This window comes from Pseudalkalibacillus sp. R45 (genome assembly GCF_052246725.1).
GTDB lineage: Bacteria > Bacillota > Bacilli > Bacillales > Fictibacillaceae > Pseudalkalibacillus.
In genome coordinates this window covers 53,730-74,307 of the sequence record NZ_JBQQCL010000004.1, presented here as the reverse complement: position 1 = coordinate 74,307, position 20,578 = coordinate 53,730, and the positions used below count along the sequence as shown (strand labels likewise).

At 42.1% G+C, this 20,578-nt stretch carries 18 protein-coding genes; all 18 read left to right on the top strand.

Annotated elements, in window-relative coordinates; all coding sequences use genetic code 11:
- The gene (gene yfmH / locus ACTWQL_RS09625) at nt 1–1,290 is read left to right on the top strand and encodes an EF-P 5-aminopentanol modification-associated protein YfmH (RefSeq protein ID WP_443142240.1); all 1,290 of its coding nucleotides are present in this window, start codon (nt 1–3) and stop codon (nt 1,288–1,290) included.
- Nucleotides 1,291–1,457: 167 nt separating this feature from the next.
- The gene (gene ymfI, locus ACTWQL_RS09620; protein WP_443142239.1) at nt 1,458–2,180 is read left to right on the top strand and encodes an elongation factor P 5-aminopentanone reductase; all 723 of its coding nucleotides are present in this window, start codon (nt 1,458–1,460) and stop codon (nt 2,178–2,180) included.
- 174 nt (nt 2,181–2,354) lie between these two features.
- Nucleotides 2,355–2,606: a DUF3243 domain-containing protein gene (locus tag ACTWQL_RS09615; RefSeq protein WP_443142238.1), complete on the top strand. Its 252-nt coding sequence runs from the start codon at nt 2,355–2,357 to the stop codon at nt 2,604–2,606.
- Between the two features lie 247 nt (nt 2,607–2,853).
- Complete coding sequence (locus ACTWQL_RS09610; protein ID WP_443142237.1) at nt 2,854–3,636, top strand: DUF3388 domain-containing protein; 783 nt, start codon at nt 2,854–2,856, stop codon at nt 3,634–3,636.
- An 18-nt stretch (nt 3,637–3,654) separates the two neighbouring features.
- Nucleotides 3,655–4,578: a helix-turn-helix domain-containing protein gene (locus tag ACTWQL_RS09605; RefSeq protein WP_443142236.1), complete on the top strand. Its 924-nt coding sequence runs from the start codon at nt 3,655–3,657 to the stop codon at nt 4,576–4,578.
- Between the two features lie 336 nt (nt 4,579–4,914).
- Nucleotides 4,915–5,493, top strand: coding sequence for a CDP-diacylglycerol--glycerol-3-phosphate 3-phosphatidyltransferase (pgsA, locus tag ACTWQL_RS09600; RefSeq protein WP_443142235.1), 579 nt, complete (start codon nt 4,915–4,917; stop codon nt 5,491–5,493).
- Between the two features lie 120 nt (nt 5,494–5,613).
- Nucleotides 5,614–6,876: a competence/damage-inducible protein A gene (locus ACTWQL_RS09595; protein ID WP_443142234.1), complete on the top strand. Its 1,263-nt coding sequence runs from the start codon at nt 5,614–5,616 to the stop codon at nt 6,874–6,876.
- A 74-nt stretch (nt 6,877–6,950) separates the two neighbouring features.
- A complete protein-coding gene (recA, locus tag ACTWQL_RS09590; RefSeq protein ID WP_443142233.1) occupies nt 6,951–7,994 on the top strand; it encodes a recombinase RecA in 1,044 nt (347 codons plus the stop codon).
- Nucleotides 7,995–8,294: 300 nt separating this feature from the next.
- On the top strand, nt 8,295–9,863 hold the full coding sequence (rny, locus tag ACTWQL_RS09585) for a ribonuclease Y (protein WP_443142232.1): 1,569 nt from the start codon (nt 8,295–8,297) through the stop codon (nt 9,861–9,863).
- Between the two features lie 448 nt (nt 9,864–10,311).
- Nucleotides 10,312–11,106 (top strand): TIGR00282 family metallophosphoesterase, encoded by a 795-nt coding sequence (locus tag ACTWQL_RS09580; protein ID WP_443142231.1) that lies wholly within the window; start codon nt 10,312–10,314, stop codon nt 11,104–11,106.
- A 91-nt stretch (nt 11,107–11,197) separates the two neighbouring features.
- Nucleotides 11,198–11,458: a stage V sporulation protein SpoVS gene (gene spoVS / locus ACTWQL_RS09575; RefSeq protein WP_066446403.1), complete on the top strand. Its 261-nt coding sequence runs from the start codon at nt 11,198–11,200 to the stop codon at nt 11,456–11,458.
- A gap of 366 nt (nt 11,459–11,824) precedes the next feature.
- Complete coding sequence (locus ACTWQL_RS09570; protein ID WP_443142230.1) at nt 11,825–12,748, top strand: dipeptidase; 924 nt, start codon at nt 11,825–11,827, stop codon at nt 12,746–12,748.
- 201 nt (nt 12,749–12,949) lie between these two features.
- Nucleotides 12,950–14,686, top strand: coding sequence for a 2-oxoacid:acceptor oxidoreductase subunit alpha (locus ACTWQL_RS09565; RefSeq protein ID WP_443142437.1), 1,737 nt, complete (start codon nt 12,950–12,952; stop codon nt 14,684–14,686).
- Nucleotides 14,687–15,553, top strand: a complete 867-nt coding sequence (locus ACTWQL_RS09560; RefSeq protein WP_443142229.1) for a 2-oxoacid:ferredoxin oxidoreductase subunit beta — start codon at nt 14,687–14,689, stop codon at nt 15,551–15,553.
- Nucleotides 15,554–15,984: 431 nt separating this feature from the next.
- Complete coding sequence (gene tdh / locus ACTWQL_RS09555) at nt 15,985–17,025, top strand: L-threonine 3-dehydrogenase (protein WP_443142228.1); 1,041 nt, start codon at nt 15,985–15,987, stop codon at nt 17,023–17,025.
- A gap of 48 nt (nt 17,026–17,073) precedes the next feature.
- Nucleotides 17,074–18,249, top strand: a complete 1,176-nt coding sequence (locus ACTWQL_RS09550; RefSeq protein WP_443142227.1) for a glycine C-acetyltransferase — start codon at nt 17,074–17,076, stop codon at nt 18,247–18,249.
- 241 nt (nt 18,250–18,490) lie between these two features.
- Nucleotides 18,491–20,011, top strand: a complete 1,521-nt coding sequence (miaB, locus tag ACTWQL_RS09545; protein WP_443142226.1) for a tRNA (N6-isopentenyl adenosine(37)-C2)-methylthiotransferase MiaB — start codon at nt 18,491–18,493, stop codon at nt 20,009–20,011.
- Nucleotides 20,011–20,430, top strand: coding sequence for a RicAFT regulatory complex protein RicA family protein (locus ACTWQL_RS09540; protein ID WP_443142225.1), 420 nt, complete (start codon nt 20,011–20,013; stop codon nt 20,428–20,430). Before miaB ends, ACTWQL_RS09540 begins: the two co-directional genes overlap by 1 nt.
- The last annotated feature ends 148 nt before the right edge of the window (nt 20,431–20,578 follow it).

Below are 20,578 nucleotides of genomic sequence, written 5' to 3'. Positions count from 1 at the left end.
ATGAATGAAACGCATTTCGATCAACTGCAAGAAACCCTTTATTCCGAAACATTAGACAATGGACTTCAGGTATATGTTTTACCGAAAAAAGGGTTCAATAAGACGTATGCAACCTTTACGACCAAATATGGTTCAGTCGATAATCATTTCACACCGATTGGTTCAAATGAGCCTGTCAAAGTTCCGGATGGCATCGCTCATTTTCTAGAACATAAATTGTTTGAAAAAGAGCACGGCGATGTTTTCCAGGATTTCAGCAAACAAGGGGCATCAGCCAATGCTTTCACATCCTTTACAAGAACGGCTTATCTTTTTTCCAGTACATCGAATGTAAAGGAAAATCTGAAGACATTGATTGATTTCGTGCAAGCGCCTTATTTCACTGAAAAGACTGTAGAGAAAGAAAAAGGGATCATCGGACAGGAAATTGAGATGTATGATGATAATCCTGACTGGCGTGTGTACTTCGGTGTAATCGAAAACATGTTCCATCATCATCCGGTAAAGATCGATATTGCAGGAACCGTTTCTTCCATTGCGAAGATTACAAAAGATTCACTGTACACATGCTACGAAACTTTTTACCATCCAAGCAACATGCTCTTATTTGTCGTCGGTAATGTCGATGTTAAAGAAATAATGGGTCTCGTAAAAGAGAATCAGGATGGAAAAGATTTTGCAGCACCTGAGAAAATCGAGCGTTTTTTTGAAGATGAACCACCTGAAGTTGCAAATAAGAAATCGGTCATTAAAATGACTGTACAAACACCGAAGTGTATGGTTGGGTTTAAAGAGGCGACACCTAATCGTTTAGGTGAGGAACGCCTTAAATACGAATTAAGCATGAATCTTCTGCTAGATTATTTGTTCGGCCAAAGCTCAGACAATTATGAGGAATTATACGATGAAGGCTTGATCGATCAATCATTTTCGTTCGATTATACAGAGGAATCTGATTTCGGTTTCTCACTCATAGGCGGAGAAACAAGCGATCCGGACCGCTTGACGGAACGTATTTTTGAAATGATTGAAGCGACCAAATCAAAAGGAATTGATCCTGACTCAATCGAACGTTTGAAGAAAAAGAAAATGGGGAGTTTCCTGAGATCGATGAATTCCCCAGAATATATCGCCAATCAATTCACCCGTTTTCAATTCGGAGATATGAATCTGTTCAACGTCGTTGAAATGTATGCGAAAATCACACCTGATGATCTCCAAAAGATAATGAGTGATCACTTTAAGGAAAAAGCTTTTACAAGCTGTCAAGTACGACCAAAAAGCAGTTGAGAATATTGGGGGAAAAGTGAGGCTGACTGAAAAAGTCAGTCTCTGCTTTATGTTTCATTTAAAGAAAGTATAGATACTTTCTTCAATATAAGCACGACTTAGGCTCAGCCATCGCTAAGGGATTTTATCGGGACTAAGTACAGAAATTTCAGATGGGAGGGGACACTATGAAAACCTATGCCTTAGTCACTGGAGCAAGCGGGGAAATCGGACAAGCAATCGCAAGAGAATTGGCTTCTCAAGGGTACAACATGTATCTGCACTATTATCAAAATAAAGAGGCTGTTGAAAAATTACAGATGGAATTTGCGGACTCGGTCGAATGTAAATTGATCAATTCGAACTTAGCTTTACCGGACGGACCAGGGATTTTAACCCAACAAATTAAAACTCCGGTCAACGTACTCGTTTATAATTGCGGGAGCTCACATACTGGATTGATAACGGATGTGGCTCAAAAGGAACTTGATGGGATGGTGCAGCTCCAATTAAAAAGCCCATTCCAGCTCATACAACAACTTCTGCCTTCGATGATTGAAAAGAAACAAGGGTCGATCGTCATGATCACGTCGATTTGGGGACAGACAGGTGCATCCTGTGAGGTTCTCTATTCAATGGTGAAAGGCGGTATGAATACGATGGTAAAAGCATTATCAAAAGAATTGGCGCCGAGTGGGATTCGAGTCAATGCTGTCGCTCCAGGGATCATTGCAACAAAAATGAATGAACATCTTTCTGATGAAGAGCTGGAAGCGATCTCAGATGAAATACCGATTGGGCGTTTCGGGCTTCCGGAAGAAGTCTCTGATGCGGTTGGATATTTGGTTTCCAAAAAATCATCCTATGTGACAGGCCATATCCTCCCGGTAAACGGTGCTTGGTATTGTTGAAGGACTGTTTTAAAAAAATTGGCTGCGAAACGCCGCGGAGTTAATTTTGTATAAATTAACAATAAAAACGAGCAATGCTTTACTAAAAACCTTGTTGAAAAACGATGCATACTTTCCACTTTTTGAGACATGATAATGCTTGAACGATTTTATTTTTTCTAGGAGGGACTAGACATGTCTGTTCTTGATAACTGGAATGAGTGGAAAGGCTTCCTCAGCCAACGTTTACAACAAGCAGAGGAAAAAGGTATGAAGGATGGAGCGATTACAGAAATCGCTACTGAAATCGGAGGATACCTTGCTGATCAGGTTGAACCGAAGAATGCAGAAGAAAAAGTACTTGCTGACCTTTGGCATGTTGCCGATGAAGAAGAGCGTCATTCAATCGCAAGCATGATGGTCAAGCTTGTACAAGAAAGACGATAGTTGAAAACGGGCTGATTCCATTAGAGGATCAGCCTTTTTTCGTGAAACCAAGACAGTTCTTATCACTTTGCTTAAGACTTGCCAAGTTTTCTTTGCATCTCGTGGCATAACGGGAACTAAGGCAATTCTTTGCACTCCGTTTAAGACTTGCCAAGTTTTCTTTAATTTTACTTTTCTTAATGTGGAAAATCATTTATCATTAGAGAAAAGGATGTCGGATATTGGTGAACAGCGAAGGAGATGACTAATGGAACAACAGGAATGGTATTTAGAATATGAAATACATAAAAACCGTCCCGGGCTTCTAGGTGATATTTCTTCTTTGCTCGGTATGTTAGGGATAAATATTATTACAATCAACGGCGTTGACAATATGAGGCGCGGAATGTTGTTGTTGGTTCATAATTCTGAACAAGTCGAACGTCTGAAGACTATCCTTGAGACGATGGACAACATTACGATCACGAAAATGAGGAAACCGAAGCTCCGAGATATTTTAGCGGTCAGACATGGACGTTACATACAAAGAGATGCTGATGATAAAAAGACATTCCGGTTTGTCAGGGATGAACTTGGATTGCTTGTTGATTTTATGGCTGAATTGTTCAAGGTTGATGGGCACAAACTCATAGGTATCCGCGGGATGCCTCGTGTCGGGAAAACTGAATCGATCGTAGCAGCAAGTGTATGTGCGAACAAGCGATGGATTTTCGTTTCTTCAACACTTCTGAAACAAACGATACGCAGCCAATTGGCAGACGATGAATACAGCAATGACCATGTGTTTTTAGTTGATGGGATCGTTTCTTTAAAGCGGTCGTCAGAAAAACATTGGCAGCTGATTCGTGAAGTCATGAGACTACCAGCAACCAAAATCGTTGAACACCCGGATATTTTCGTAAGGGATTCAGAGTACACGCTTGATGATTTTGATTATATTATTGAACTCCGAAATAACCCTGAGGAAGAAATTACTTATGATGTCGTTGAAGATACAAACCCTACATCCTTTGGTTTTGACTTTGAATAGTGGCAGGTGGTAGCAAGTATGACAGAGCTTGGTCAGCGCTTGAAAGAAGCGCGGTTGGAAAAACAGTTATCATACGAAGAGTTACAAGACAAGACGAAGATTCAGAAGAGGTACCTTCAAGCGATCGAAGAGGGAAAATACTCCGTCCTTCCGGGAGCATTTTACGCCCGAGCATTCATTAAAAACTATGCTGAAGCAGTCGGTCTGGATCCCGATATGCTTTTTGAAGAACATGCGAGTGAAGTGCCCGCTTCAAAAGAAGGGCCAACTGAATTCGCACCCAGATCCTCAAAACCTAAAGCAAATGTGCCGAAAGATAATAAATTGGCCAAGGTCGTCCCATTATTATTAACAGCCGTTTTATTAACCGCTCTATTAATCGCCTTTTACTGGGTAGTACAGAATAACGGTGGCAACAGCAGTTCTGAACCGAATAAAGATAATGTCGACAATTATGAAAGTGCTGAAGGAGAGAAACCACCGGAAGAATCCTCAGATACAACCGAAGGTACGGACGACAATAATGAAGAAGACAATGAAGGCTCAGAAGATGATGGAACGAATGAAACTGAAACCCAATCTGAAGAAGAAGCCCCAGAGCAAAAGCTAGAGGAACTATCTTCAGAAGGAAGCATCAAAACCTATTCCTTATCAGGAACAGACGAGTTCAAAGTCGAGCTGAAAGTAAATGGGGAAACCTATATTGATGTGAAGGATGAATCAGGTGAAAACATTCAACCTGGCGGGAAAATATTCAAAAAAGAGGATGGTCCGCTTTCGTACGATCTGAAAGATCTCACTCAAGTAACATTCAATATCGGTGCGACTCAGCATGTAGAAGTCACTGTCAATGGTGAATCAGTCACCTACGCAGTTGAACCATCCAAGAGACCTCATCAGAAAATCGTCATCCAGTACCAAAAAGGAACAGAAGCACAATAACCAAATGGATTGACTCAACCAGCAAACACTGACATGTTGAGTCGGTCCTTTTTTATACTTAGGCTCTGTTAAAGCATAATGTTGATTCGTATAGAGTTTAATTGAGTGAAATTCGCGACACTCCTGTGGGAACAGCGAGCCTGGCAAGATCCCCCAGCGAGGAACTCGCGAGGAGGCTTGCGGATCACCCGCGGAAAGGGAGTGAATTTTTGCAGAAATCAACACTGTAGATTACAAGCCTCTACTTAAAGAAAGCATAAAGATGATTCATTGTTTGCTTTTCTTTCGTTTGTGGTAAAATATACATGCTTGAGCGATAACCGACAGGAGGCAGTTATGAACTTACCAAATAAAATAACAGTATCAAGAGTAGTGTTGATTCCTATTTTCATGGTTTTCCTTCTCGTTCCATTCGACTGGGGTACATTTGAAGTCATGAACGGGGAGATACCGACACATCATTTTATCGCTGCACTTATCTTCATTATTGCATCATGTACAGATTGGATTGACGGTTATTATGCAAGGAAATTGAACCTGGTCACGAACCTAGGGAAATTTCTTGACCCTCTGGCAGATAAGTTACTGATCACAGCGGCATTGATCGGACTTGTTGAACTGCAGCTTGCACCAGCTTGGATGGTCATTTTGATTCTTAGCCGTGAATTTGCGGTCACAGGACTACGGTTGATTGCAGCAGGTGATGGGGATGTCATTGCGGCAAGTCAGATGGGTAAATTGAAGACATGGATCCAAATCATTGCAATTGCAGCATTATTACTTCATAATGTTCCGTTCACGATCGTTGGATTTCCTTTTGCTGACATTGCACTATGGGCAGCAACAATCATTACGGTCTACTCCGGATGGGATTATTTTATGAAAAACAAGCACATTATGCTAAAGTCGAAATAACGACAAAGAAAAGGCTGACTCAACAAATAAGGTGAAGTCAGCCTTATTCATTTCAACAATGGTTCTACCAGAGATGTATTTTATGTAACTGATACAATTTCAAAAAGAGGTGCAGAATCTATGAATGCAGAAATCATTGCAATTGGCTCCGAGCTTTTATTGGGTCAAATCGCCAATACGAACGGCCAATTCATTTCTAAACAGCTAGCTGATCTAGGCATCAATGTTTTCCACCATACTGTTGTCGGGGATAACAAACAACGGTTGATTTCTACGATTAAAACCGCTGAAAAACGTTCTGACTTGTTGGTTTTTACCGGTGGCTTAGGACCCACAAAGGATGACCTCACGAAAGAAACGATTGCAGAACATCTCGGACTTCCTTTGATTGAAAATAAGGAAGCGATGGATTTCATTGAAGGCTATTATGAGAAAATCCAACAACCGATGTCTGAGAATAATCGAAGACAAGCCCTCGTGTTCGAAGGTGCTGCAGTATTACCGAATAATAACGGGATGGCCCCCGGAATTGCCTTGCAACAAGAAAACAAGACTTACATACTCCTACCTGGCCCACCAAAGGAAATGAAACCGATGTTTACTGATTTTGCGATTCCGTACATTCAACAGGTGAGAGGTGAAGATGTAGAACGCATCCTTTCACGCGTCCTGCGATTCTATGGGATTGGTGAATCGGCACTCGAGACGAATTTGATGGACCTTATTGAAAACCAGACGAATCCTACAATCGCACCCCTTGCTGGTAATTTCGAGGTTACCTTGAGATTGACTGCCAAATGTGAGACCGAAGAGCAGGGTAAAACGATGATCGATGAACTCGAGAGGGAGATTTTAGGTCGGGTCGGCAGTTTCTTTTATGGTTATAATGACACCACGCTTTCCTATGAAACTTTCGATACATTACAAGACAAAGAACTTACTGTTTCATGTGCAGAGAGTCTAACGGGTGGATTATTCGGACATGCATTAACGAAACAGCCTGGAGCGGGACAAGTTTTGCAGGGCGGGATCATTTGCTATCAGAATGAGATCAAAAAGAATCAACTGAAGATTCCCGAAGAAGTCCTGGATAACGATGGTGCCGTCAGTGAAACATGTGCGAAATTGATGGCTGAAAATGTCCGTGAATTATTCAACAGTGATTATGGCATCAGTTTTACCGGAGTAGCCGGACCGAATGAAATGGAGGGCAAACCTCCTGGAACCGTTTATATCGGAATAGCATCTTCCCAAGGGACCGATGTATATCCCCTTCGTTTAGCTGGTGATCGGAATGCAGTCAGGACCCGGACAGTCAATTATGGATTGTTTTATTTATTAAAGGAACTTGTTGGACAGTCTATTTCGCAAAAAGGCGAATAAATGTTCGTAAAAAGTATTGGCAAACGAGATGAAAAAAGGTATGATGAAGTTAGTTAATTTTAAGGAGTGATTGCATGAGTGATCGTAAAGCTGCATTAGATATGGCATTAAGACAAATAGAGAAGCAATTCGGTAAAGGATCTGTCATGAAGTTGGGAGAACAAACGGAAAGTCGCGTTTCTACAACTTCAAGCGGATCACTCGCAGTAGATATCGCACTTGGCGTGGGTGGCTATCCACGGGGCAGGATCATCGAAGTTTATGGACCTGAGTCTTCCGGTAAAACAACCGTAGCACTGCATGCGATTGCGGAAGCACAACGGAATGGAGGGCAGGCAGCGTTCATCGATGCTGAGCATGCTCTTGACCCGGTTTACGCTGAAAAGCTTGGTGTGGATATCAATGAATTGTTACTTTCACAACCAGACACTGGGGAGCAGGCGTTAGAGATCGCAGAAGCACTCGTACGAAGCGGAGCGGTCGATATCCTGATCATCGACTCTGTTGCTGCACTGGTACCGAAAGCAGAAATCGAAGGAGAAATGGGTGACTCGCACGTAGGACTTCAAGCTCGTTTGATGTCACAAGCCCTTCGTAAATTGTCCGGTGCGATCAGCAAATCAAAAACAACAGCGATCTTCATCAACCAAATCCGTGAGAAGGTCGGCGTCATGTTCGGAAATCCAGAAACAACTCCTGGTGGACGCGCCCTCAAATTCTACTCATCTGTACGTCTGGAAGTACGAAGAGCAGAAACGTTGAAGCAAGGTAACGACATGGTCGGAAACAAGACACGGATCAAGGTCGTCAAGAACAAAGTCGCACCTCCGTTCAAAACAGCGGAAGTGGATATCATGTATGGAGAAGGAATCTCAAGACAAGGAGAAATCCTTGATATCGGATCTGAAATTGATGTTGTCCAAAAGAGCGGTGCCTGGTACTCATTCAATGGTGATCGTCTCGGTCAAGGACGTGAGAACGCAAAGCAGTTCTTGAAGGAAAACGAAGCGATCCAAAACGAAATTTATCAGCAAGTCCGCGCATACTACCAATTGAATACGGAAACAGCGGCTGCAAAAGAAGATTCAGACAAAGAAGAACAAGATTCATTAGTATGATAATTTGACGGAAGTTGACCCGTAGGTATCCTCCTAATCGTAGATTGATTGGAGAATCGCTTCGGGTCTTCTTTTATTTTCATTAGAAATCAGAGAGCATTCCAAACACTTTTCATTGCCAACTAAACTCTGTATTGACAGCTCTTGACATTAAAAATAGACAACTATACAATTAGTGTATATTGTTTGATTACTTTTACAATTGTTAAACAATGAAACCGCTGTATGTGAATAGCTAGCTTGATGGAAAACTATTCAAATTTACACCCAACAATTAGATAGCAAGAGGAGGTGATTGGTATGTATATTGATATAATCGTCCTCATCTCCATTTTGCTTGTCTCTGCAATCGTGTTTGCAGTTGTTGGATATCTTGTTCGTAAATCAATTGCTGAAGCGAAAATTTCTAGTGCCGAGCATGCGGCGAAACAGATTATCGAAGATGGAAAACGAGAAGCTGAAGCTAGCAAAAAAGAAGCTTTGCTCGAAGCGAAAGATGAGATGCATAAGCAACGGGTAGAAGCTGAAAGTGAAATTCGCGAACGCAGATCAGAACTTCAAAAACAAGAACATCGATTGGTACAAAAAGAAGAGGTCCTTGACCGCAAAAGTGAAACCTTAGATAAGAAAGAGGAATCATTAGAAAAAAGGGAGGATACTCTCACCAAAAAACAACAACAAATTGAAGAGATGGAAAGCAAAGTGGAGCAGGTGTTGCAGCAAAAGCAACTGGAACTCGAACGACTATCTGGAGTTTCACGCGATGAAGCGAAGCAGATGATCATGGAACAAGCCCAGTCGGAAATCGATCATGAGCTTGCAGCTATGATTAAAGAACGTGAAATCCGCGCGAAAGAAGAAGCAGATAAGAAGGCGAAGGAGATTTTATCTCTTGCCATCCAGCGTTGTGCTGCCGACCACGTAGCGGAAACAACTGTTTCCGTTGTCAATCTGCCGAACGATGAGATGAAAGGTAGAATCATCGGTCGTGAAGGACGTAATATACGTACTCTTGAAACATTGACGGGAATCGATCTGATAATCGATGATACACCTGAAGCGGTCATTCTTTCCGGATTTGATCCAATCAGGAGAGAGATTGCAAGAATTGCACTTGATAAACTTGTTTCCGATGGACGGATCCATCCTGCACGAATTGAAGAAATGGTGGATAAGTCCAGAAGAGAAGTTGACGAGTATATCCGGGAAATCGGTGAACAGACTACATTTGAGATTGGTGTACATGGCTTGCACCCTGACCTGATCAAGGTCCTGGGACGCTTGAAGTATCGTACAAGTTACGGTCAAAACGTCCTTAAGCACTCAATGGAAGTCGCTCACTTGACTGGATTGATGGCTGCAGAGCTTGGAGAAGATGTAAACGTAGCTCGCCGGGCTGGATTGCTCCATGATATCGGAAAAGCAATCGACCATGAGGTGGAAGGAAGTCACGTTGAAATCGGTGTAGAACTTGCTCAGAAATACAAGGAACACCCGATTGTCATCAACAGTATTGCATCCCACCATGGAGATACTGAACCAACGTCAATCATCGCGGTTCTGGTCGCCGCTGCAGATGCCTTATCTGCCGCAAGACCTGGAGCTCGCAGAGAGACGCTTGAAACATACATCAAGCGACTTGAAAAGCTTGAAGAGATTTCTGAATCCTTCGATGGTGTCGAGAAATCATTTGCAATCCAAGCTGGACGTGAAATCCGGATCATGGTACGCCCAGACATGGTGGATGATATTGCATCCCACCGTTTGGCTCGGGACATCACCAAGAAAATTGAAGATGAACTCGATTATCCTGGACATATCAAAGTTACAGTCATTCGGGAAACAAGAGCAGTTGAATATGCGAAATAAAGCGGCGGAAACGTCGCTTTATTTATTTATTTATTTCATTTAAAGAAAGTATAAAATACTTTCTTCAATATAAGCGCAGCTAAAGCTCAGCCTGCGCCAAAGGCTTGGCTTTGCCAAGTTTTCTTTATCCTGGCTAATTTTTCGCACTTATTGATTCCCATAGCCCTCCCCTATGTCTAAAATCCAAATGTAAGTTAAAAAAATTAGAAACAAGTCTAAAAATCTGAAAACAAGTCTAAAAATTCCATGATAAGTCTAAAAATCTGAAAACAAGTCTAAAAATTCCATGATAAGTCTAAAAATCTGGAAATAAGTCTAAAATCCTAAAATTAAGTCTAAAACCGTATCAAATGGCATGTCATTTCAATTGGACACTGGCCACACAACGTGGCATATTAGAAGAAATAATGCTGAATAAGTAATCTTGCAATAGAAAGGGTAATAATCAATGAGAATATTATTTATTGGTGACATTGTCGGTTCACCTGGCCGAACAATGGTTGAAACATACCTTCCAAAATTGAAAACCAAGTATCAACCTACATTAACCATCATTAACGGAGAAAACGCCGCTCATGGTCGTGGAATAACAGAAAAGATCACAAAAAACTTGAAGCAATGGGGTGCTCAAGCAATCACAATGGGGAACCACACCTGGGACAATAAAGAGATCTTCAACTTTATTGATGATGTTCCGCAAATGGTTCGTCCAGCTAACTTTCCAGAAGGGACACCTGGACAAGGATATACCTTCGTGAAAATCAACGACATCGAAGTAGCTGTCGTCAATCTTCAAGGTCGTACGTTCATGCCTCCCCTTGATTGTCCCTTCCGTAAAGCAGATGAAATAATCAATGAGGTCAAAACACGTACTCCTTTCATATTTGTCGACTTCCATGCTGAAGCCACAAGTGAAAAACAAGCACTTGCCTGGTACTTGGACGGTCAAGTATCGGCAGTTGTAGGGACACATACACACGTGCAGACCTCCGATAACCGTGTCCTGCCAGGAGGTACAGCTTACATTTCAGATGTCGGAATGACTGGACCTTATGATGGAATCCTCGGAATGAGTAAAGAAGCTGTTCTTAAAAAATTCTTAACAAATTTACCAGTTAGGTTTGAAGTCGAAAACGGGCGGGAACAGTTAAGTGGAGTCTTAATCGATCTTGAACGGGACACTGGGAGAGCCAAATCGATTAAAAGGATCCAAATCAACGATGATCATCCTTTCACAGAATAGTCTTGGAAGAGCTTTTGAACTTTTAAAGGAATACAAGCTCACATCGTGAATATAGTAGAAGTGGTAGGATATCAATAAGGAGGTACAAATCATGGAAATATTAAAAGTTTCAGCAAAGTCCAATCCAAATTCTGTAGCTGGCGCATTAGCCGGAGTCCTCCGTGAAAGAGGGGCAGCCGAAATACAGGCAATCGGTGCTGGCGCCTTGAATCAAGCTGTGAAAGCAGTAGCTATCGCTCGAGGATTTGTAGCACCCAGTGGAGTTGACCTCATTTGTATCCCTGCATTTACAGATATCTTGATTGAAGGGGAAGAAAGAACCGCAATCAAGTTGATCGTTGAACCAAGATGATGATGTGTGGCCTGTTTGTTCTAATGGACAAACAGGCTTTTTGCATATGTTGCTTTGCAATGCGTATTGTTGATTCTTTTAGAGTATTTGATTGGGCGGAACTTGAGACACTCCTGCGGGAATCCTTAATGATAAATACATTTTCTAGTATGAGTGGGGAGCGGATGGGGAGTGAATATTAGAGAAACATGATGTTAGCGGAAAGAAAGGTTTTCAATCTAGCAGGATTGCATATATCATTGTATGTATAGTACGATTCTTGTCCAAAATGGAATAATGGAACTCGCTTGGCACCTGCTCGTCAGATGGGACCAAGTTTTTTCTAGTTTCAATGGATAAGTTCATCATTTACTAAGGAGGTACATAATGAAAATATTCGACGCCCATTGTGATGCGTTATTGAAGCTATGGCGAGATCCTCAGTTGACATTTTCTGATTCTGACCATCTCCAAGTCTCTTATCCTGGTTTAAAAGAAGCGGGAGCGAAGGTACAATGTTTCGCCGTTTTCGTCCCAGAGGACGTTGTCGGGGATGCGAGATTTCAGGCTGCTATTGAAATGATTGACATCTTTTACGAAAAGATCGTAAAGCCATATCCGGATTTGAAGCTTATCCAAACGAAAGAAGACATATCTTTACTTGGTGAAGGTGATATCGGGGTGATGCTCACACTGGAGGGCTGTGGACCGATTGCGAATGATCTCTCGAGGTTACGGACGTTGCTTCATCTTGGTGTTCGTTCAGTAGGACTTACGTGGAACTTCGCCAATGATCTTGCAGATGGCGTTCGTGAAATAAGGCAATCGGGTCTGTCAAACCTGGGGAAAAAAGCTGTTTCTCTCCTTGATGAAGAAAAAGTATGGACAGATGTCTCTCATCTGGCCGAAGCTGGGTTTTGGGATGTGATGGAGTTGACAGATTACGTCATTGCTTCACATTCGAACGTGAAGAAGCTATGTAACCATCCGAGGAATCTTAATGATCGACAAATCAACGCTTTGATCGAAAAAGATGCGGTGATGGGGATAACGTTCGTCCCGTATTTCCTGAAAACCCGTTCACCGGTTCGGATCGCTGAAATCCTCAAGCATATCGATTATGTCGCTTCATTAGGCGGTGTGCATAACATCGGTTTTGGGTCCGACTTCGACGGAATCTCCGAAACAGTAATTGGCTTGGATACCTATTTCGGTTATGAGATGCTGATCAACGAATTGCAGAAACATTTCTCTGAAGCACATGTCAGAGGTTTCTGCTTTGATAATTTCAATAACCGGATCAATTTTTAGTAAATTTCCAATTGTCCAATGAATGGAAGAATTTTTCGGTGGAATACTTGCATTTTTATAGTGTTAGGTCTATTATTGTAGACGTTATTAATCATTTTTCTTCCCAAATTTTAGAGGTTTTTTACTCGGATGATTTGGTTGAAAAAATACATCTATACGATTGAAATATTGATTGGAACAATAAAAGGGGTGGAGTTTCAAATGGTAGATCAACTTTCATGGAAAGTTGGCGGACAGCAAGGTGAAGGAATCGATAGTACTGGTGAGGTCTTTTCACTTGCACAAAACCGATTAGGTTATTATCTGTATACATACCGTCACTTTTCGTCACGTATCAAAGGAGGTCACACGAACAACAAGATTCGTGTTTCCACAAAAGAGATCGGTGCGGTATCGGATGATTTGGATATCTTGGTGGCATTCGATCAGGAAACGATCGATGTAAACTATCATGAGTTGCACGCAGAAGGATTGATCATTGCAGACGCAAAATTCAACCCGACTGCACCTGAAGATTGCAAAGCGAAGTTGTATGCGGTTCCATTTACTGAGATTGCAAATGAATTAGGCACTTCTTTGATGAAAAACATGGTTGCCATTGGTGCAACAAGTGCGATTCTTGGACAATCTACAGAAGAATACCGTGAAATCGTCCAAGAGGTTTACGGACGTAAAGGTGAAAAAGTAGTCGAGAAGAACATGGAAGCGCTGCGTCAGGGAGCAGAGTATTTCAATGAGCAAGCAGGTGGCTCTATTGAACGGCTTCAGCTTGAAAAAGCTGACGGTAAGAAGCGTATGTTCATGATCGGGAATGATGCGATTTCCTTAGGCTTCTTGGTTGGTGGCGTACGATTCATGTCTGCATACCCGATTACACCAGCATCAGAAATCATGGAATATATGATTAAACATCTTCCTAAGTATGGTGGAACCGTCATCCAAACGGAAGATGAAATCGCAGCAGCGACGATGGCGATCGGAGCTAACTATGCAGGAGTGCGTACAATCACTGCCTCAGCAGGACCTGGACTTTCGCTTATGATGGAATCAATCGGTCTTTCTGGTATCACAGAAACTCCACTTGTAATCGTAGATACACAACGTGGCGGTCCTTCAACAGGTCTGCCGACAAAGCAGGAACAATCTGATTTGATGGCGATGATCTACGGTACTCATGGCGAGATTCCAAAGGTCGTAATAGCACCGAGTACTGCTGGAGAAGCGTTCTATGATGCTGTAGAAGCATTAAACATCGCAGAAGAATATCAATGTCCTGTAATCGTGTTATCCGATTTGCAGCTTTCACTTGGTAAGCAAACGGTTCAACCGCTAGACTACAGTAAGACAGAAATTCGCCGTGGCAAGCTTCAGACTGAGGAATTACCAGAGCTTGAAGCGAAAGAGTACTTCAAACGTTACGAAGTCACTGAAGATGGTGTATCACCTCGTGTAACCCCTGGTATGAAGAATGGAATCCATCACGTAACTGGTGTGGAACATGATCAAACAGGTAAACCATCTGAAGTAGCAGAAAACCGTCAGGCTCAAATGGATAAGCGAAATCGAAAACTTGAGAATCTGAAGTTCCAGAACCCGATTCACAAAAATGCGAAACATGAGGAAGCGGATGTCCTCGTGGTCGGTTTCAACTCTACGCGCGGAGCAATTGAAGAGATGATGCCTCGCTTGGAGGAAGATGGAATCAAAGTCAACCATGCGCATGTACGCCTGATTCACCCGTTCCCGACAAAAGAAATGCAGGAAATGGTCGACTCTGCAAAGAAAGTTATCGTTGTTGAAAATAACTCGACCGGTCAACTTGCAAATATCATGAAGATGAATCTTGGGAACCTGGATAAGATCAACAACGTATTGAAATACAACGGGAACCCATTCCTACCTTCAGAAATTTACACGAAATGCAAGGAGCTGGTATAGATGGCAACATTCAAAGATTTTCGTAACCAAGTAAAACCAAACTGGTGTCCAGGTTGTGGAGATTTCTCAGTACAAGCTGCAATCCAGCGTGCGGCAGCTAATATCGGCTTAGAGCCGGATGATCTTGCAGTCGTTTCTGGTATTGGATGTTCCGGACGTATTTCGGGTTACATCAATTCTTATGGATTCCATGGGATTCATGGCCGTTCATTACCGATCGCGCAAGGCGTGAAAATGGCGAATCGCGATTTGACTGTCATCGCATCTGGTGGTGACGGGGATGGCTTTGCAATTGGTATGGGTCATACAATCCATGCCATCCGCCGTAATATCGATGTGACATACATCGTCATGGATAACCAGATCTATGGATTGACGAAGGGGCAAACGTCTCCTCGCTCTGATTTTGGATTCAAGACGAAGAGTACACCTGAAGGATCTGTTGAGTCTTCCATTTCAATCATGGAAACTGCTTTGACTGCCGGAGCAACCTTTGTTGCTCAGAGCTTCTCAAGTGACTTGAAGGAATTGACTTCATTGATCGAACAAGGAATGCAGCATAAAGGATTCTCGCTTATTAACGTATTCAGTCCTTGTGTTACTTACAATAAAGTGAATACGTACGATTGGTTCAAAGAAAATCTCGTCAGCTTGGCTGATGTCGAGAATTATGATTCTTCAAACCGGATGATTGCGATGCAAACGCTGATGGAGAACAATGGTCTTGTCAAAGGTTTAATCTACCAGGATAAGAATAAGAAATCCTATCAAGAGCTCGCACATGGTTACAGTGAGACTGCATTATCAAAAGCAGACTTGAGCATTGATGATAAACAATTCGAGGAATTGATTTCCGAGTTTATGTAAGAATTAAAGACAAAACCTCATCCGAATCGGGTGGGGTTTTTTTAAAACCTACACTTAAAGAAAGTATAAAAATACTTACTTCAGTAAAAGTGCAACTAAGGCTCATCCTGCGCCAAAGGCTTGGCTTCACCAAGTTTTCTTTAGGCTATGTTAAATAATACTGTTGATTTCTGACTATGTTTGATTGAAGCGTAATTTGCGACACTCCTGCGGGAAAGCGATCGAATTTTACTAGACATAACATAACCTTGAAAAGCTAAAAATAAAACGAAAACACGTATAGTTTCCGCAACAGAATTGCAAAATGAATAAGAGACTTCCATCCATCAAAACAGTATGTTTCTCTCAGGTGGACATACCTTTACTACTTTTTGTTGTCATGATACAATTTCAGAGGGAAATGAATAGTTAAGTTTAAAGGAGTGTTCATCTTGGAAGGAAAAATGAAGGCGATTGTAAAACACCATCGCGGTAAAGGCGCTAAGCTAGAGATGGTCGATATCCCTCAAATTAAAAAAGATGAAGTGTTGATCAAAGTAAAGGCAACTTCTATATGTGGAACAGATGTACATATTTATGCTTGGGACGAATGGTCAGCGAGCCGTGTGAATCCGCCGTATGTATTTGGGCACGAATTCGCTGGGGAAGTCGTTGAAATTGGTGAAGATGTAACAAATGTGAAAATCGGTAACTCCGTTTCTGCTGAGACCCATATCGTCTGTGGAGAATGCCCGCAATGCCTGACGGGTAATGCGCATATCTGCCGCAATACGAAAATCATCGGTGTCGATATCGATGGCTGTTTTGCGGAATACGTAGCACTCCCAGCCAAAAACCTTTGGGTGAATGACCCTGAGCTTCCGATGGCGGTCGGTTCTGTCCAAGAGCCGATGGGGAATGCAGTCCATACTGTTCTTGCTGGTGATGTTGCGGGCAGAACAGTGGCGGTAATTGGTTGTGGGCCTATCGGACTTATGGCTGTTGGAGTTGCAAAAGCAGCTGGTGCTTCACAGGTGATTGCATATGATCTGAATGAATACCGCCTGGATCTCGCAAAAGAAATGGGAGCAACAACCACTGTCAATTCGAAAGAACAAGATCCTGTCGAAGTGGCTATGAGCCTGACAGATAGAAACGGCGTAGAGATCGTGTGTGAAATGTCTGGACATCCTGCAGCGATTGATCAAGGCTTCAAGATGCTTACGAATGGTGGCCGCATGGCGATCTTAAGTCTCCCTGTAAAACCCGTTAAAGTCGACATCACAAATGATATCGTTTTCAAAGGGATCACTGTCCAGGGGATCACGGGACGAAAGATGTTCGAAACATGGCGTCAGGTCGCTGGTCTTTTAGGTTCAGGTCAAGTGGATGTCGAAAAGATGATTACACATGAATTTTCATTAGAAGACTTTGAAAAAGGTTTCGACTTGATGCTCCAGGGCAAATGTGGAAAAGTGGTATTGAAGCCATAAGAATTTGAAAAATGATTATGCAATTTAATAATGACAGGAGGAATTCCAGTGAAAGGTTTTGAGTATCTCCAAAAAGAACTTGATGAAATGAAGTCAGAAGGTGTATTTCGTGAATTGATCCCTCTTGAATCCGAACAGGGTTCACGTGTGGTGATCAAAGGAAAGGAAGTCATCCAGCTTTCCTCAAACAACTACTTAGGTCTGACCAACCACCCTCGTATGAAGCAAGCTGCATTGGATGCCGTTGATAAGTACGGTGTAGGTACTGGATCTGTACGGACGATTGCGGGTACTTTGGCAATGCATGAGGAATACGAAAGGAAGCTCGCAGAATTCAAGCATACAGAAGCTGCTCTTGTATTCCAATCAGGGTTTACTACGAACCAGGGTGTTCTTTCTTCGATTCTTACGAAAGAAGACGTTGTCATATCCGATGAATTGAATCACGCATCAATCATCGATGGAATTCGTTTGACGAAGGCAGATAGAAAGATCTACAAGCACGTTGATGTAGAAGATCTTGAACGTGCATTGAAAGAATCCTCTGAATACCGTGTCCGTCTTGTCGTGACAGACGGTGTGTTCTCGATGGACGGAAATATTGCGCCGCTTCCTGAAATTGTGGACCTTTGTGAAAAGTATGATGCAATCCTAATGGTTGATGACGCACACTCTAGTGGTGTTCTTGGCAGTAATGGACGTGGATCGATCGATCATTTCGATTTGAACGGACGCGTACATATTCAAGTTGGAACATTAAGTAAAGCGATTGGTGTCCTTGGTGGTTACGTCGCAAGTACACAAGCATTGAGGGATTATCTGATCCATAAGGGACGTCCATTCTTGTTCAGTACATCTCATCCTCCTGCAGTAACAGCAGCATGTTCAGCAGCGATCGATGTGCTTTTAGAAGAACCTGAGCTTATTGATAAGCTATGGGATAATGCAAAATTCTTCAAAGACGGCTTGCAAAAGCTTGGGTTCGATACTGGTAAGAGCGAAACACCGATCACCCCTGTTGTGGTAGGAGATGCTGCACTAGCCCATAAGCTATCCGATAAACTGTTCAAATATGGTGTGTTTGCTCAAGGTATCGGATTCCCTACTGTTGCAAAAGGATCCGCGCGTGTGCGTACCATCGTGACTGCACAGCATTCTAAAGGTGATCTGCAGGAAGCGCTTGACGCTTTTGAAAAGGCTGGTAAAGAACTGAATATCATCTAGTAACCCAAAAGGAGAAGGCGTGATGGCCTTCTCCTTTTCATGACTTTAGAAGTGAACAGATTAATCCTCAATAATGCACAGATTGGTCTGGCGCACGCCTAATCTCATAATCTTCACGTCTCATCCTCTAACTTTTATGGTCAAGTGTTCCACTATTTGTTATAATAAACTAGTTATATATATTAATTTTACTATTCATTATTTCACATACACATTGATTTTGCAGTAAGGAGTGAGACTGTTGAAAAAAGATACCTCCGTAATCGAAACACCAGAACAAAAGACAGATGAGAAAGATTACTCGAAGTATTTTCAAACAACCTATCAACCCCCTTCGCTGAAAGATGCGAAACGTCGGGGAAAAGAAAAAGTACAGGTTCATAAAGATTTTATTATTGATGAAGACTTCAAAGATATAGGTAAAGGGAAAAAGTTCATGATCCGTACTTACGGATGTCAGATGAACGAACATGACACCGAAGTAATGGCAGGGATTCTCACGGATATGGGATTTGAATCAACAATGGATACGAAAGAAGCGGATGTCATCCTCCTCAACACATGTGCAATCCGTGAAAATGCAGAAAATAAAGTGTTCGGGGAAATCGGCCATTTGAAGCCGTTGAAGCTTGAAAATCCTGGCCTCATACTGGGTGTATGCGGATGTATGTCTCAGGAAGAGTCTGTCGTTAATAAGATTATGCAGAAGCACCAGCATATCGATTTGATTTTCGGAACACACAACATCCACAGATTACCACAATTGATTAAAAACGCCGTTTTCAGTAAAGAAATGGTCATTGAGGTTTGGTCGAAAGAAGGGGACATTGTTGAAAACCTGCCGAGAGTCCGCAAAGGGAATATTAAAGGCTGGGTTAATATCATGTATGGCTGTGATAAGTTCTGCACGTATTGTATCGTCCCTTATACGCGTGGAAAGGAAAGAAGCCGTCGTCCAGAAGACATCATTGAGGAAGTACGCCATCTTGCAAGAAACGGGTATCAGGAAATTACATTGCTTGGGCAAAATGTCAACGCATATGGAAAAGATTTCGATGATATCGACTATGGCCTCGGCGACTTGATGAATGAGATCCGGAAAATCGATATCCCTCGTGTAAGATTTACGACTAGCCATCCACGAGATTTCGACGATCATTTAATTGATGTCCTTGCAAAAGGCGGAAATATGGTTGAGCATATCCACTTGCCGGTCCAACATGGCAGTTCTGAAGTATTGAAGTTGATGGCGCGTAAATATACCAGAGAGCACTATATGGAACTTGTCAAAAAGATCAAGGATAAGATACCGAATGCTGTCTTTACAACGGATATCATCGTCGGATTCCCGAATGAAACAGATGAACAATTTGAAGAGACGCTTTCGCTTGTGAAAGAGGTCGAATACGACATGGCATTCACGTTCATTTATTCACCACGTGATGGTACACCTGCTGCAAAAATGAAAGACAACGTACCGATGGAAGTGAAAAAAGAACGACTTCAGCGTTTGAATAGTGTCATGAATGAAATCTTTTTAAAGAAGAACAAAACATTAGATGGAAAATTTGTCGAGGTTCTTGTTGAAGGGGAAAGTAAGAAGGACCCGGATGTTCTGGCAGGCTATACGAGAACGAATAAACTGGTACACTTCAAAGGACCAAAATCATTGATCGGTAAACTCGTCAATGTGAAAGTGACAGATCCTAAAACATGGAGTCTCAATGGAGAGCTTGTAGAAACGGCAGGGGTGAAAGCGTAATGGCACAATATACTAGGAAACATGTGATTGAAAAAGCAGAAGAGCTTGCAAAAATGATATCTGCTACCGAAGAAGTGGATTTCTTCAAAAAGGCAGAAGAAAAGATCAACGAAAACGATAAGGTCCAAAAGTTGATCGGTAAAATAAAAATGTATCAGCAAGAAGCGGTCAATCTCCAGCATTATCAAAAACATGAAGCATTGAAAAAAGTGGAGGACAAGCTTGAGAGTCTTCATGCTGAGGTTGATGCGATTCCAATCGTAATGGAGTTCAAGCAATCACAAACAGATGTGAACGACCTTTTACAGTTGGTCACGTCCACAATTTCGAATACAGTGACGAACGAGATCATCCGTGAAACAGACGGTGATCAATTAAAAGGGATGACAGGTTCAGCAATTAAACATAATCGATACTGAACATGGGAAAGCGATGCAACTAATGCATCGCTTTTTATTTTTGGCTATTTTCTAAAAGATTGTTGCTTTTGAGTCATTTTTAAAAAACATCTTGTGCAAGTTGATTGGAGAGCAAGGTGCGAGACTTCTGCGGGTTCAGCGTGCCTAC